Raw genomic sequence first — 13,972 nt, forward strand, 5'->3', positions numbered from 1 at the left:
TTACCGGCAAGCGGATGCGTCAGGCGGTCGAGCGGGTGGCAGCCCACCAGTTCGACCGCAACGGTCAACGGACCTGGCAGCAGATCCAGGGCGCCCTGGATGACGAGCACACCCGGCTGCGTATCGGACAGGTCTCCGTCCCCTTCGGCATCTGCATGGAACCCAGCAACATCAAGGCCGGCGGCCAGGCCTGCCCGTTTCGTTTCCGCCGTCTGGGCTGCGGCCACTTCCGCACCGACGCCTCCTACCTCCCCGAGCTCAAGGACTACCTCCAAACCCTCCTGCGTGACCGCGAACGCGTCCTGGCCACCGGCGAACTCGACCCCTGGGCCCGCACCGAAGCAGTCCCGTCCGAGACCGAGATCACCAAGCTCCGCCAGCTCATCCATCGATGCACGCCACCGAACTGCAACAACAACTCGCCGACCGCGAAGACGACCTCGACGCCGCCCACGCTGCGAACCGCCAGCTCATCACCCGCCTCAAGGCGGGCTTGATCGAGCGGCGCGCCGACCCCGCCGCGGGGGCGGCCCGGTACGTGCTCAGCCTGACAGCGGCCGGGCGGGCCGACATGCTGCAGCGTCTACGCAAGCCCGCTGACCACGAGATCACCGACTTCACCCGGTTCTACATCGTCCTGGCATTCCTCTCCCACCTGCCGGACATGGCCGAACAGCACGCGGTGCTGCGCAGACGGCTGGAGTTCCTGGAAGAACCGGCGAGCTTCTTCTACGACAATGACCGGCCCCTGCGTGCCGAGGAGATCGCCGACCCCTACCGGCGCGGCATGCTGCTCACCGCCCGCGCCACCAGCCGCGCCGAACGGACCTGGCTGCGCGAGGCCCTCGGCGAGAAACCGCCCGCGCTCGACACCACGGTCACCGACAGCGACCCCCATGCTCCCGCTGCTCCCGCGAGCTGACCGCCCACGGAGGTACCTCCATGCTTGCTTCCTGGTACGACGACCAGGGACCCGCCGCCGATGTCCTGCACGTCGGGGAACTCCCTGATCCCATCCCCGGACCCGGTGAGGTCCGCGTCCGTGTCACCGTCTCGGGCGTCAACCCCGGCGACACCAAGAAACGGCGCGGCTGGCTCGGCTCGACGATGCCCTTTCAACGCGTGATCCCGCACAGCGACGCCGCCGGGGTCGTCGACACCGTCGGAGAAGGCGTCGACGCACGCCGCATCGGGCAGCGGGTGTGGGTATACGGCGCCCAGTCCTACCGACCCTTCGGCACCGCCGCCCAGTACACCGTCGTCCCTGCCGACCTGACCGCTTTCCTGCCCGATCACCTCGCCGACGAGCTCGGGGCGAGCCTGGGCATCCCCGGGATCACCGCCCACCGCACGGTGTTCGCCGACGGCCCGGTCGACGGGAAGCTCGTCCTGGTGCACGGTGTGCTCGGCGGGGTCGGCTCCCTGGCCGCCCAGCTCGCTCACTGGGCAGGGGCCACCGTGCTCGCCACCGTCCGGCGCGGGGAGGACCTGCACCGGGTCGACCCCCGTGGTGTCTCACGCCGTCGCCCTCGACTCCGGCGACCCGGCGGCGGAGATCTGCACGTACGCACCCGAGGGAGTCCACCGCATCGTCGAGGTGTCCCTGTCCGACAACGCCGACCTGGACTGCGCCGTTGCTGCGAACGACGCGGTCATCGCCGCCTACGCCACCCGCGCCGACCGGACAGAGATCCCCTTCTGGCCGCTGTTGTTCAACAACGTCACCCTCCGCCTGCTCGGCAGCGACGACTTCCCCGCCGCGGCCAGAAGGCAGGCCGCCCGCGACCTCACTGCCGCAGCCGCCGCCGGCGTCCTCACGGTGGACATCGGCGACCGTTTCCCGCTGGAGGAGATCGCCAAGGCACACGACCGCGTCGACGCCGGCGGCCGCGGCCGCACCCTGGTCACCATCCCCCAGCGATCCAGCTGAGACAGCGACGGCCGACACTGCTCCTCGGCGAATACCTCACTGCGGCCACCATCGCAGGAACCGCAGTCCTGCTCACGGCCGTCGCCGGCCTCGCGTTCGCCGAATCACGGCTGAACACCATCTGAACACCGCCTGGTGAGGTGAAATAGGGCGCGTGCGGTGCGCAGGCGTAAGAGTCCCTGCGCACCGCACCACCGGGCCCGCCCCCGGCCGCGCAGCCGCCGCTGGCGCCGCCAGGATTCCCAACTCTCATGCCGCCGGTCGCTCTCGCCTGACCTCTACCGCGAGAACCGGCACGCCCTGCGGACTCGCATAAATGACCAGCTGTGCGAGTTCTGCGAGAGCCCCCGAGCGTGGTGCGTTTCCGCAGGTCGCCGTTCGCGGAAGTCCTCTCAGAACTCGGGCGTTCTGCAAGACACTTCTGACTGCGAACGGATCCTTCCGCCGCCGCCAGGCCCTCACCTTGCACTTCGGCGAGCAGTACACGGCCGCGAATCGCCGGTCCACGCCCGCGATCCAACGGGGCCCCGCACTCGCGGCACGCCCGCCCCGCCCTGGACCGTGGCCAGGAGTCGGCGCAGCCTTCGCTCCACCCGCTACCGCCTGGAACGACACGCCGCAGAGCACAATGCCGCGTCCGGCCGGGCACCCAGCTACACCCGGTCCCCACAAGCCCCACAAACCCTCTCAACGGCCCCAACTGAGGTTTTCAGGGTGGGGTCGGTGGGGTGATGGGTAGTCGGGTGCCGGTGAGGCATCCGTCGATGAGTGCGGGTCGGAGTCGGATGTGTCGCAGGCCTCGGCGGAGGGTGCGGGTGAGGTGGTCTGGGTCGGTGAAGGCGGTGTTGGCCATCGGTCCGCGTCGCAGGAGCGACCAGATGCCTTCGACGGGGTTGAGGTCCAGTGCATACGGGGGAAGTTGGAAGACGGTGAGCCAGTCGTGCTCGGCCGCGTACCGCTTCATGCCGAGGGCCTGATGTGTGTTCAGGATGTTCCAGACCAGGACGATCGGGCCGCCTCGCTGCAGGTACGCCCGGACGGCGAGGTCGCGGTAGTCGGTCCACGCGAAGCTCCTACGGGCTCCCCTGAGTGGCATGTGGAAACGGGGCCGGTAGATCATCCTGCTCTTCTCGCCGGGTTTGTAGCAGCACAGCGCGGCGACCGAGATGCGGCGGCGGGAGCGCCCCCGGACGCGGACCCGGTGTGTGTCCGCGCCGGCCCCAGGTTCGGGAGCGCGGCGGCGACATCGCGAATCCGGCCTCGTCCTCGAAGACGATCCAGGCCCCGAGCGCCGCCGCGGTGCTTTTACCTGCGGCCACACCTCCCGCTTCCACAGCTCGACCACGCCCTCGTCCCGCTCCAGCGCCCGGCGGGCCGGGGCCTGCCAGGACCAGCCGTGCCGCTTCAGCAGCCGCCGCACCATCCCAACCGACAGTCTCATCCGGAATCGGCGACCGATCACGGCCTGGACTCGTGCCAGGGTCCAGCGTCGGTCCTCGAAGCCGTGCGCGGCCGGTCCTCTGCCCAACTCCCGCTCCAACAAGGCGAACCGGTCGTCCGACAGCTTCGGTGCACTCGCTGGACCCGATGAGCGCATCGCGTCCTCGCCGCCTTCCCGCCAGGCCCGCCGCCAACGCTCGACCGACCGCCCTCTGACCCGAAGGGCAGGGGCAATCACCACAGTCCTCTCACCAGCCTCAAACCGGGCACCGGCCTGAAGGCCTCGCGGGCGAGGAGCACAAGAGATGTCCGTCACGACAGACAGTCCAGCCTCCCCAACCGGGGCACTGAAACCGCCTGCACACAGGATGAGAAACCCCAGCCGATGCGCGGCTGGGGTCCTCGGTGCGGTGAGTATCGGTCAGCAGGTGAAGTTGCCCACGCCGTAGACAGCTCGTCTACGCGCCGGCGGACCGCACCCCATCGCGATCACCGTGGATCAGGCGGGTCAGCGCTGCAGGGTGAGCAGGCCCGGCCGGTACGGCAGTTTCAGGTAGTCGGTGCCCGCCGGTGTGTTGGTGGGGAGGCCCTGGTAGAGAAACTGCAGGTTGCAGGCATCGATGGTCTTGGTCTGGTCTGGGTTGTTGCGGACCAGGTCGCCGTGACTGACGCCCCTGGCCCAGGTGGAACCGCTGTTGGCCTGGCCCGCGAAGGGGCTGCTCTCGCTGCCGGCCTGGACGGCCCACGGACCGTCCAGGCTGGAGGCGGTGAACGAGCGGAAGTAGCGGTTCGTACCCTGCGCCTCAACGATCATGAGGTACTGGTTCTGGCCCTGGACCTTGTAGACCTCCGGCGCCTCGAACAGAAGGTCCGTTGTGTCGCTCATGACCGTCGTGTACGAGGAGCCGAAGCTGCTGGGGAAGTTCCCGATCGGCATGCTGGCCCGGTAGATCTTGCCGTTGTCAGCGGCGAAGAACAGGTACATGTTCTGGTCATCGGCGATCATGGTCGGGTCGATCGGGGCGTCCTTCTGGCCCTGGGGGCCGACGGGGAGGCTGCCGGTGAACAGCGGCTGCGAGGCGGACCAGCCGTTGGGGTTGGTGGGGTCGCTGGACGTGCGGTAATAAAGCGGCCACTGACTCCACTGGGACACCATCACCCAGACGTTCTTGGGCGCGAAGTAGAACACTTCGGGCGCCACCGCGGGATCGTTCATCCCCGTCTGGGTGGCCGTCGCCATGTCCGACCAGTTCGTGAAGGGACTGAACCCCGTCGAGCCCCACGACGTTCCGTTGGAGGTCGTCCCGTAGACCAGGCGCTTGCCGTTGTACGTGGTGGTGCTGAAGTCCTTCAACGCGACCTGCCCGTTCGCCGGCTCCGCCAGCGGACCCGTCGATGTCCAGCGGTAGGTCGACGGAAGAGCGCACGTGCCGGTGCCGGTGCCGACGTCGGCGACGGGGACGAGCTGCCACTGCTGGTTACTGCCGCCCCAGTCGGCGTACTGGACGATCTTGCCGCCGTCGGCGGTGGAGGCGCTCTGGACCTCGAGGGCCTTGCTGCTGTGGCGGTTCAGGAGGCGGACGTAGCCGCCGGCGGAGTCGGCGAGGCGGAACTGCTGGTTGGTCGCGTTGAGGTCGCTCCACTGGACGACGTCGGTGCCGTCGGCCGAGGACCAGTTGTAGTCGTCCAGGACCTTGCCGGAGTTACGGTTCTGCAGGCGGTAGTAGCCGCTGCCTGAGTCCAGGAAGCGCCACTGCTGGGCTTCGTTGCTGGAGCGGGTCCACTGGACGACTGGCGAGCCGTCGGCGGTGGCGAAGTTGTAGTCGTCCAGCGCCTTGCCGCTGTTGCGGTTCACCAGCACGTACCACTTGCCGGTGTCGACCGAGGCGGCCGAGGCGGACGACGGGTTCACCATCGCCAGGAAGCCGGCCACGAAGACCATCGAGAGCAGGGCGGCCATCCGCGGCCGCCATCCTCGCCGTGTCGAGGTTCGTGGAGCTGTACCGAGAGCGTTCATCTGCACCCTCCTAGGGGCGACTTGGGCAGGGGTCGGTCCTTCGCGGTGCGTGCGTGCGTGCGGACCGGGCACGGCACGTCCGAGGCGGCGGCAAGACGTGACCCCTGCGGGGTGGGGGCACCGGATCTCCGGCGTATTGTTAGCGCTAACAATTTGAAAGTCGAACATCTGGTGTGTTCACGGAGAAGACCATGGGGCATGAGAGGTCGTCAAGTACCGTGCCGCAATCTGTCCGTTACTGAAGCGCCATCAGAATCTCTTACCTGTCAGAGTTGTTGACGGGATTGGTGTGAGCGCTCACACTCTTCGGCGCGGGCGGCAGTTACTGAGGTTTTCAGGGTGGTCGGTGGGTCGAGTGTCAGGTCGGTGGCGGTGAGACAGCCGTTGATCAGGTGGGGCCGGAGTTGGATTGTGCGTAACTCGCGGCGGAGTGTGCGGTCGAGGTCGTCGGGTGTGTCGAAGGCGGTGTTGGCCATCGCTCTGCGTACGAGTGACCAGACGGCCTCGACGGGGGTTCAGGTCGGGCGCATAGGACGGGAGCCGGATGGTGGTGAGCCAGTCGTGCTCAGCCTCGTACTGCTTCAGCCCGGCGGCCAGGTGGGTGTTGAGATTGTCCCAGGCCACCACGATCGGGCCGCCGAGCTGGATAGGTGCCCGCACCAGCAGGTCGCGGTAGTCCTTCCAGGCAAAGCTCTTGCGTGCACCCTTGAGGAGGAGGTGGTGTCGGGGGCGGTGGATGAGGCGGCTCTTCTCGCCGGGTTCATAGCAGCAGAGGGCGGCGACTGAGGTTCGGCGGCGGGACCTGCCACGGACGCGGATGAGAGGGGTGAGCCCGCGCCGGCCCCAGGTGCGGGCGCGGGGCGGCGTCATCGAGAAGCCGGCTTCGTCCTCGAAGACGATCCAGGCCCCGGACGCCGCCGCTAGGCTTTACCTGCGGCCACACCTCCTTCTTCCACAGCTCCACCGCATGCTCGTCACGCTCGAGTGCCCTGCGGGCGGGTGCCTGCCAGGACCAGCCGTGCCGTCTCAGCAGCCGCCACACCGTCGTCACCGACCGACTCATCCGCAACCGTCGGCGGGTCACAGTCTGGACCCGGGCCAGGGTTCAGCGATCGTCGTCGAAGCCGTACGCCGACAGGCCCTTGCCGAGTTCCTCCTCGAGCACGGCGAACTGTTCATCGGTGACGGTCGGGGCGTTCGCCGGACCCGCCGAGCGCAGGGCCTCCATGCCGCCCTCGCGCCAGGCACGACGCCAGCGTTCCACCGACCGGACACTCACCCGCAGGCTTTTCGCGATGACCGCGGTCTCCTCACCCGCTGCGAACCGTTGCCCGGCCTGAAGCCGGATTGCCTCACGAAATGCCCGACGCTCAGCGGTCAGGCCCCCGCCCTCTGGGTACCTCACCTCACCGGCAGACCGGAGGGATCATGAACCGTCACCACCCGACGACAACCCGAAATCCTCAGTAAGCGTTCTTCGACACCAAGCCAGCCTAAAACCCAAGGCTGCTTAGAACAGGGAACCCGAAAGAGTCACTCAGTCAATACCAGATCCCGTAGCCCGCACTGTGCTGAGCCGCATGCGTGCACGACACCTGTCGCGCTAGCCGCCCAGCCGTCCGACTGATTCGATCAGGCAAGTACCGGCCACAGCGAACTTCTACGGATCAGTAGCCCTACAGAAGTGCCGATCGACACCCCGCACCGCCGGTGGCGACCCTGGCCGCCGGTCTCGAGCCGAAGACGTTCACCACCGTTGCCTGGCGGCAGGGCACACGCGGCCGGCTGAAGTCCCGCTTCGCCGCCGTGCGCGTCCGCCCCGCTGGCAAAGCCGTCGAGCGTCCGATCAAGGCCGCCGCCTCGTCCGAGCAAGGCTGGTGGGACGGGGTCCTGCCCGACTGCTGGCTGCTGGTCGAATGGCCAGAAAACGCCGACGCTCCCACCGACTACTGGCTCTCCAGCCTCCCGGCCGACACCCCGATCACCGAGCTAGTCCGTTTGGCCAAGGTCCGCTGGCGCATCGAGCACGACTACCGACAACTCAAGCACGGCCTGGGCCTGGACCACTTCGAGGGACGATCCTGGCCGGGCTGGCATCACCACGTCACCCTCGTGACCGCCGCCCAGGCCTTCCTCACCGAACAACGACTGACCCCAAAAGTCCCAGGACCGGCCTCACTCTCTACCAGACCCTCGACGCCCTCCAAAACATCCTGAGGTGCTGGACAGGCATCTGCACCACCTGCCACCAACCCCTCCCCAACAGACCACACACCACACCGAGATCAAGAACGACCTAACGGAGTCCTACTAGGGCTGCGACAGGGCCTCCCGGACGGCGTCGATGCCGAGGGCCAGGTCCGCGTGGAAACTCTGGTGGAGGTCGAAGTCCCGGGTCATGTCGACGTAGTAGCCGTCCGGCAGTGTCGACTCGGCACGCGAAAGGTCGCTGTTCAGTTCGTCGAGCTGGTGGATCATCCGGTGGGTGTCGCTCAGGGACTGCGTGAGGGCCTCGGCGAGCGAGCCGCCGGACTGAGGAGAGGTGTCCGCCCCGGGCCGGTGCAACGTGCGCAGCGCGGCCCGCACCGCCGCGCGCCGGAACTGGGCCAGGGCGAGGGACGCTTCGATCCCGTCGTAGGAGACCTCGTTCGTCCAGGGGTCGTCATGGGCGAGGCCCGCCGCCAGGAAGCCGACGCGGCGCGGGACGTCGAGGTCCTTCACCGCGTCGAACATCGGCGCGGTGAGCGCGGCGTCCTGTGCCAGTGCGACCGCGAACGCCCGGGCGTCCTCCCTTCGGAACTCGTCCCTGGTGGCCCGGGTCCCGGACCGCTCGGCCTCCCGCCGGAATCGCTCCACCTGAAGGGCGAGCACCGCTCCGAGCCGTACGGCCGCCAGCTCGACCGCGGGAAACCCGCTGAGCGCAGCCTCGCGGCCCTGCGCGTCGCACCGGGCGAGGCCGGCCGCGTAGGCCCGCACTCCAGATGGCGCGGGCTCGGCGAATGAGTGCAGCACTGGTGCGCCGAAGGGCGGCACGGGGAGCGAAGGGCCGAGGTTCCACAGCGGCGGTACGGGGGAGCGGCGAGCGGTGGTCCCGTCTGCACCAATGGAGCCGCTCACCTCGTCCAGCCCGGCCCGCAGGTCGAGTACGGGATCCAGCGCGGCGGCCAGCTCGCCCAGCAGCTCCGCGAACCTGACGTCTGCCTCCGCGGTCCCCTCGGCCGCCCCAGACCCCTCCGCCTCCTCCGGTGCCTCGGCACCTGTGGCCTGCCGTACCCCTGTCTCCGCTTCGAGCAGCTTGCCGACGTGGCGCAGGGTGCGGTGCACCTTCGGCATCGACAGGCCCAGCTCGTACGCGATCGCTCCCGGCGCGCAGCCAGCCAACCGAAAGGCAGTGACGTTGAGTTGGCGCTCGTTCAACTCTCTCAGCGGGGCGAGCGCCACCACCGTCCGGGCCTGCACCAGGGCGTCGGTGCTGCCCTTCCCCAGGAGGGCGGGCACCGTCTCGTGCACTGGGCGGAGCGCGCCGCGGCCGCCGCCGACGGTCATCCGGCACGTCCAAGACCGCAGCGCCTGCGCGGTGACCACGGGGGTCCTGGTGTCCTTCGCGGCCCCGACCACGTTCGCGGCCAGCAGGTCTATCCACCGTCGGGCCACTGCCATCGAGTCCTGGGCGAGTCGCGCGGCTTCCACCAGGTCCGCGCCCCGCAGCAGCGACAGGGCAACGAGCGGCCCCGCATGCGCCCGGTAGTAGTCCCCGAACCCGACCCCGCTGACGGACACCGTATCCGCCGGATCTGTCGTCATTACCCCAACTCACCTGAGTTCGCCGATACTTGTAATTTCCGTCGGAGTTCAAGGTAGAGGCTCGACGCGGGGTGACGGAAGCTGCCCCGCCCCCCTGGAGTGAGGGCGGGGCAGTCGCGTGGGCGGTGCGCGGCACAGCGAGACCCAGGTCAGACCGCCGGGGATGGGTGGGTCGGGTCCTCGAGGCTCGAGACGTTCCCTGGGGACCGTGATGGCCCTGCTGTTCCTCCTGTCCTGGCTCGCCCAGTCCATCGCCGGCACAGCCGCCTACGACGAGGAGCAACTGCGGCGGCTTCAGCCGCCCGTCTCCTGGGGTGCCTACCTGGCATCCGCCGACTTCTTGAACCGCTCCCTGCAGAACTGGCAGTCCGAACTCCTGGTCGTGGCCGCCATGGCGATCCTCTCCGTATACCTGCGCCAGCGCGGATCCCCGGAGTCCAAGCCCGTTGGCGCCCCGCACACCTCCACGGGAGTGGAAGGCTGAAGTCGGCCAACAGGCCGCAGTCGGCTTCGCCACGGGGGCTCCTCCCCTGTACGCGCGCCCGGGGCGCTCGGCCTTTCACAGCCCAGGGGCGTGCTCGCGTCATCCGGATATTCGCATTCATCGGACAGCGGTACTGCCTGAGAGGTGGATGGCCAGCAGTGCGGCTCTACCTGCGCTGGCGCCCGCCAGCTGGACCATAGGTCTTCAGGACTCGCGATTCCCACGATCGGTCCAGTGTGGCAGGGGCCAGGCGGGGCAGACGCGTGTAGCCGTGCAGCCCATCCAGGAGGCCTATCGATGTCCTGCGTGTCTGCTCTGATCCTTGTGCGCCTCGATGCAATGACTGGTCCTGTGCCTCTTCTTGTCCGCTTCTCGTACGACGGCGGCGACCCGTACGTGGTGCAGGCGACGTTCTTCGACGGCCCCAGCGTCCTCGCGCGTTGGCACTTCGACCGGCAGATGCTTGCCGAGGGACTCCAACGTCCGGTGGGTGAGGGCGACGTCACATTCCGCCCCCGCAAGGGAGCCGGCGTCGAGGAACTCCGGGTCGACCTGCGCGGCCGGAGCGCCGAGCGAGAAGAGAAGGCTGTTCTCTTCGTGGATGCCCGCGCGCTCATGGGCTTCCTGGAGCAGACCTACGCAATCATCGGCGCCGGGGAGGAGTTCCGCGACCTCGACAAGCTCCTCGACGAGTTCCTGGCCCGCTGAAGAGCCCGAGCGCCACCAGGCTTGCCGAGTCACACCCCTCGCTCGGACTCGCGGGGTGCGGTGGTGGTCGGTGTGGGTTCTGGCACATATTCCGTGAAAGATCTCGCTGGCTATCCGTCAGCATCGCGGTGCGCACCACGTGAGCTGGGCGGATTGGATGTCGCGGGAGGCTGATGTAGCCCGTGTCAAGATCGTTCGCGGAATATGTGCCAGAACCCAGGTGTGGAGGCGGCCGTTGGTGCCGTCGTGGCCGTCGGCGTGTTCGTCGTCGAACCAGTAGTCGCTGGCGGCGAGGTAACGGAAGGAATGGGCGCTGTGTGAGGGCAGGGAGACGCAGGCAGCTCGGGTGCCGTCGCCGCGGGCTTCGAGGGGGTGGGCGGCGGCGGGGTTCCAGTGGTTGAAGTCCCCAACGACGCTGACCGGCCCGTCCGGATTGTCCTCGGGGAGGATGAAGGTGACCTGGGTACGGCCCTTGAGCTGCTTGCGTTCGCGCAGGGAGAACCCCAGCCGCGAAGAATCGGGGAACGGTCCGTGCATACTCGCCCGCGCGTGAGTCCGCTGCCGCACTATGCGGCCGTGAGCCGGGGTGAAGGTCACCCGGCCGGTCATTGGGGCGCCCTGTTCCCAATCCGTGGTCGGCGCCGGCGGGGACACCGCCCGTGAGCCCGGGTGCGTACATACCTGGCCAGGCGTGCCGCGCGGGCGGACGCCCTCGGTCAGCCCTGGAGGGGGAAAGGGAAGGCTGCGTGCAGATGGCCGCAGCCTGTCGCTCTGTGGCTGGCGCCTCGGGGAGCCCGCGCCACGTAGCCGCCTGCAAGTCGTCGCCCGCGCGCTGCCGGATGCGAAGGTCGGCGACCTGCTCCAGTCGATCTCGCAGAGCTGACCGGCCCGCGCCCCGCACGCATCGGGCGCCTGGGTGTCCGCATGGCGGCCCCACCGTTCGGTGGGCCCCGCGCCATGCGTGCGGCTGCGCTACATGTGCGGCGCGTTGTAGTACCGGCCGAACTGTTCCAGGTAGGACGATTCGCCGCCCTGCTTGGCCTCGTCGAACTCGGGAGCGTCCTTGATCTGCTCCTTCGTCCGGTCGATGTAGACCTTCTCCTCGACCATGTCGATCATGTTGATCGTCCCGGCGGGCAGCAGCACATGTTTGCCGAAGATCCACACCCCGGTGTCGACGACGAGATAGGAGGCGCCGACCTCCTCGGAGTGCTTGCTGATCTTGCCGATGCTGCCGTCCTTGGCCTCGACCTTGTAGCCGACGATGTCGGTGCCTTGCTGGTACCCGGCGTCCGGACGGTAGCCCCAGATGTCGAATTCAGTCACAGCTGATCCTTTCGCATGGCTGTCACGCACTCGCAGTTCGTCACTGAACGTATGACTGGGGTTGCCGGTCTGCGACTCGGGCACCTCCTTCGGGGTAACGGCCGGCGGCCATTGCCGGGGTGCGCGGGCGAGTTTGACGCGGACACGCTCACGCCGCTTCAGGCCACGCGAGACAGGCCTCGCTGTGGACCGACCGCGCGGTCGACTACCGTGCCGGCCGGGGCATAGACCACGGTCTGGTGAGGATGGCGGTCGTCGTGCAGCGGATGGTTGCCGCTGAGTTCGCGGGGGTGGCGTTCACCGCCGGTCCCGTCACCGGTGACCGGCACGCGCTGGTCATCGACGCGAGCCCGGGGCTCGGCGAGGCGGTGTCTCCGGGCTGGTCTCCCCGGAGCACATTGTGGTCGACACTCGGCGCGGGAGGATGGTCCGGCGCAGGGTCGGACGCCGCGAAATCGCCGTCCGCCCCCGCCCCGGCGGTGGCACCGAGCAGGTCACCGGGCGCCTGGCCGAGGCTGCTCTGCCCGCGGCGGCGGTACGGCAGCTCGTCGGCGTCGCCAGGGACATCGAGCGGCACTTCGGCCGGCCGCAGGACATCGAATGGGCCTGGGCCCACGGAAACCTGTTCATCCTGCAGACCCGCCCGATCACCGCGCTGCCCACGCCGATGCGGCTACCGAGGCTGTCGGTCCGCTTCCAGCGGATGACGAGCGCGATGCTCTGCGAGGTTTTGCCGGTCCGCCCGTACCCGATCGACACCACGGCGTGGCTGGTCCCGCTGCTGGGGCTGCTTGAGAAGGCCGCCAAAGCGACCGGCATGGCCCTTCCGCCGCCGTCCCGGATGTTCGTCGAGGACGGTGGCGTGATGGTTCGTGTGGAGATGCCGTGGCCCCGGCCCACCTGGCGGCTGCTGACGGCGCCTGTCCGTCTCGTACGCGCGGCCCGCCGACACGACCCGGCCCGGTGGGCATCGGATCCGCTCGTCGGGGCCATGCGCCGACGTGCGGAGGAACTCCGCAGACGGGATATTGCCCGCTGTTCCTGGCCGGAACTCATGGCCCCGCTGAAGGAAGGGCCTCAGATCGCCGCGCCGCTGCTGGCACTTCGGCTGCGCTACTTCCCCCGCACGCAACGACACGCGGTTCCTGGCGATGCTGCCGCTGCCGGCGATGCGGCAGGCGCTGCTGGAGATGGGCGACCGGCTCGTCGCAGCCGGGGTACTCGACGGCACGGAGGACGTCTTCCGCCGGGCGGCCGCCGTCGTCACCGACACGGGCGGCGTGGCCTCCCACGCAGCGATCGTCGCCCGTGAGTACGGCATCCCCGCCGTCATGGCCACCGCCGACGCGACGACGCGACTGACCTACGGCCAGCACGTCCGCGTGCGACCACGGACTGGCCCTCCGACCGAGCCGCTGAAGCGTCGAGGCCGGTGCCGTCATCATGTTCGCTCCGGCGGCCGCCTACCCGGTGGCCGTCCGCCTGGACGATCGGATGGAAGGTTCGCAGTCCGCGGAGTCGAGGTGGAGGTCGAACTCCGCGACATGGCAGTGCGGCTGGCCGGCGAGTCGGTCGCCTGCTACCTGTTCGTGTTTCGCGTGTCGCCGTCAGCGTCCCGCCGCCTGCACGGTCGCGGCATCACGTTCTTCGCGTACAACTGGCAGGCCCAGCCCCGTCGGCTCCTGGACCTCATCGACGGTCTGCACTCGACTGCCGACGTTTGCGGTGCGCCTCGCGCGGCACCCACCCGGCTCCGCCACACCCTGTGTGACTCCGCCCACCGCGCCGCCGGAATCGTCCGCCTGACCGCGACCGGGGGAGGACGAAGCCTCGAATTGGGCCCGGGTAGGGGCCCAATACCGGGGTACGGTCCGGCCTTCCGGCCGCGACGGGGCCGTAGCGCCCTCGGCTGGGGCCGAGGGCCGCTGGTCGTGCCCGAGGCGGTACGCGTAGTGGTCCTCGGTGAGGTCGGCCGCGTAGGCGCGCAGTGTGTGGACCGTCCGCGGCTCGGATCGCCGTATCCGATCGACGACGTGCAGCGAGAGACTCGTTTGGTGTCCCACGGGAGGGTAGTAGCAGCACCAGCGATTTCCGGCGAGCACAGCGGGAGGGCGCTGGTCGCGGTCCGCGTGGGCCGGGACCCGCGCTCGCTTCGAATCCTGTGGCCGGGGCCCGGCGCTCTGGCCGGGTGCTGTTTTGCGGGTGCGGACGTCAGAGGACGGCCGCACCATGGCCTTGTACCTCCGCGGCGAAGGAGATAACC

At 69.0% G+C, this 13,972-nt stretch carries 11 protein-coding genes and 5 pseudogenes; 8 read left to right on the top strand and 8 right to left on the bottom strand.

Annotated features, from left to right (window positions below):
- Positions 1-14: 14 nt before the first annotated feature.
- From OHA89_RS37850 to OHA89_RS37860, 3 genes and pseudogenes are all read left to right on the top strand, one after another.
- Positions 15-497 carry a hypothetical protein gene (locus OHA89_RS37850; protein WP_266616902.1) on the top strand — a complete coding sequence of 161 codons (483 nt, stop codon included), beginning with the start codon at positions 15-17 and terminating at the stop codon, positions 495-497.
- Complete coding sequence (locus OHA89_RS37855) at positions 392-922, top strand: PadR family transcriptional regulator (RefSeq protein WP_406368130.1); 531 nt, start codon at positions 392-394, stop codon at positions 920-922. The genes OHA89_RS37850 and OHA89_RS37855 overlap by 106 nt, the downstream gene beginning before the upstream one ends.
- A gap of 20 nt (positions 923-942) precedes the next feature.
- Positions 943-1,930: pseudogene (locus OHA89_RS37860) on the top strand (NADPH:quinone reductase).
- 709 nt (positions 1,931-2,639) lie between these two features.
- On the opposite strand, the gene OHA89_RS37865 reads toward OHA89_RS37860, so the two are convergent.
- From OHA89_RS37865 to OHA89_RS37885, 5 genes and pseudogenes are all read right to left on the bottom strand, one after another.
- Positions 2,640-3,686, bottom strand: coding sequence for an IS630 family transposase (locus OHA89_RS37865; protein ID WP_406368131.1), 1,047 nt, complete (start codon positions 3,684-3,686; stop codon positions 2,640-2,642).
- Positions 3,687-3,878: 192 nt separating this feature from the next.
- A complete protein-coding gene (locus OHA89_RS37870; protein WP_266616899.1) occupies positions 3,879-5,330 on the bottom strand; it encodes a non-reducing end alpha-L-arabinofuranosidase family hydrolase in 1,452 nt (483 codons plus the stop codon).
- Between the two features lie 323 nt (positions 5,331-5,653).
- Positions 5,654-6,257, bottom strand: a pseudogene (locus OHA89_RS37875) (transposase).
- Positions 6,148-6,450, bottom strand: a complete 303-nt coding sequence (locus tag OHA89_RS37880) for a winged helix-turn-helix domain-containing protein (RefSeq protein WP_406368132.1) — start codon at positions 6,448-6,450, stop codon at positions 6,148-6,150. Before OHA89_RS37880 ends, OHA89_RS37875 begins: the two are co-directional and overlap by 110 nt.
- A 42-nt stretch (positions 6,451-6,492) precedes the next feature.
- On the bottom strand, positions 6,493-6,792 hold the full coding sequence (locus OHA89_RS37885) for a helix-turn-helix domain-containing protein (RefSeq protein ID WP_266616897.1): 300 nt from the start codon (positions 6,790-6,792) through the stop codon (positions 6,493-6,495).
- A 269-nt stretch (positions 6,793-7,061) separates the two neighbouring features.
- On the opposite strand from OHA89_RS37885, the pseudogene OHA89_RS37890 reads away from it, so the two are divergent.
- Positions 7,062-7,604 (top strand): annotated as a pseudogene (locus OHA89_RS37890) (transposase); the annotation flags it as partial.
- Between the two features lie 93 nt (positions 7,605-7,697).
- Here OHA89_RS37890 and OHA89_RS37895 read toward each other — a convergent pair.
- A complete protein-coding gene (locus tag OHA89_RS37895; RefSeq protein WP_406368133.1) occupies positions 7,698-9,191 on the bottom strand; it encodes a hypothetical protein in 1,494 nt (497 codons plus the stop codon).
- 193 nt (positions 9,192-9,384) lie between these two features.
- Here OHA89_RS37895 and OHA89_RS37900 point away from each other — a divergent pair.
- Positions 9,385-9,675: pseudogene (locus tag OHA89_RS37900) on the top strand (DUF6766 family protein); the annotation flags it as partial.
- Between the two features lie 351 nt (positions 9,676-10,026).
- Entirely contained in the window at positions 10,027-10,383 is a 357-nt protein-coding gene (locus tag OHA89_RS37905) for an SsgA family sporulation/cell division regulator (RefSeq protein WP_266616893.1), read from the top strand.
- A 117-nt stretch (positions 10,384-10,500) separates the two neighbouring features.
- On the opposite strand, the gene OHA89_RS37910 is transcribed toward OHA89_RS37905, so the two are convergent.
- Together OHA89_RS37910 and OHA89_RS37915 are read right to left on the bottom strand one after the other, a co-directional pair.
- Entirely contained in the window at positions 10,501-10,920 is a 420-nt protein-coding gene (locus OHA89_RS37910; protein ID WP_323186145.1) for an isoamylase early set domain-containing protein, read from the bottom strand.
- Between the two features lie 435 nt (positions 10,921-11,355).
- Complete coding sequence (locus OHA89_RS37915) at positions 11,356-11,709, bottom strand: PRC-barrel domain-containing protein (RefSeq protein WP_266616891.1); 354 nt, start codon at positions 11,707-11,709, stop codon at positions 11,356-11,358.
- A 224-nt stretch (positions 11,710-11,933) separates the two neighbouring features.
- Between OHA89_RS37915 and OHA89_RS37920 the strand changes: the two are divergent.
- Together OHA89_RS37920 and OHA89_RS37925 are read left to right on the top strand one after the other, a co-directional pair.
- Positions 11,934-13,021, top strand: a pseudogene (locus tag OHA89_RS37920) (PEP/pyruvate-binding domain-containing protein).
- Entirely contained in the window at positions 12,990-13,970 is a 981-nt protein-coding gene (locus tag OHA89_RS37925; RefSeq protein WP_406368754.1) for a PEP-utilizing enzyme, read from the top strand. The pseudogene OHA89_RS37920 and the gene OHA89_RS37925 overlap by 32 nt, the downstream one beginning before the upstream one ends.
- The last annotated feature ends 2 nt before the right edge of the window (positions 13,971-13,972 follow it).

The organism is Streptomyces sp. NBC_01546, assembly GCF_045208355.1.
In the GTDB taxonomy this organism is placed as follows: Bacteria; Actinomycetota; Actinomycetes; order Streptomycetales; family Streptomycetaceae; genus Streptomyces.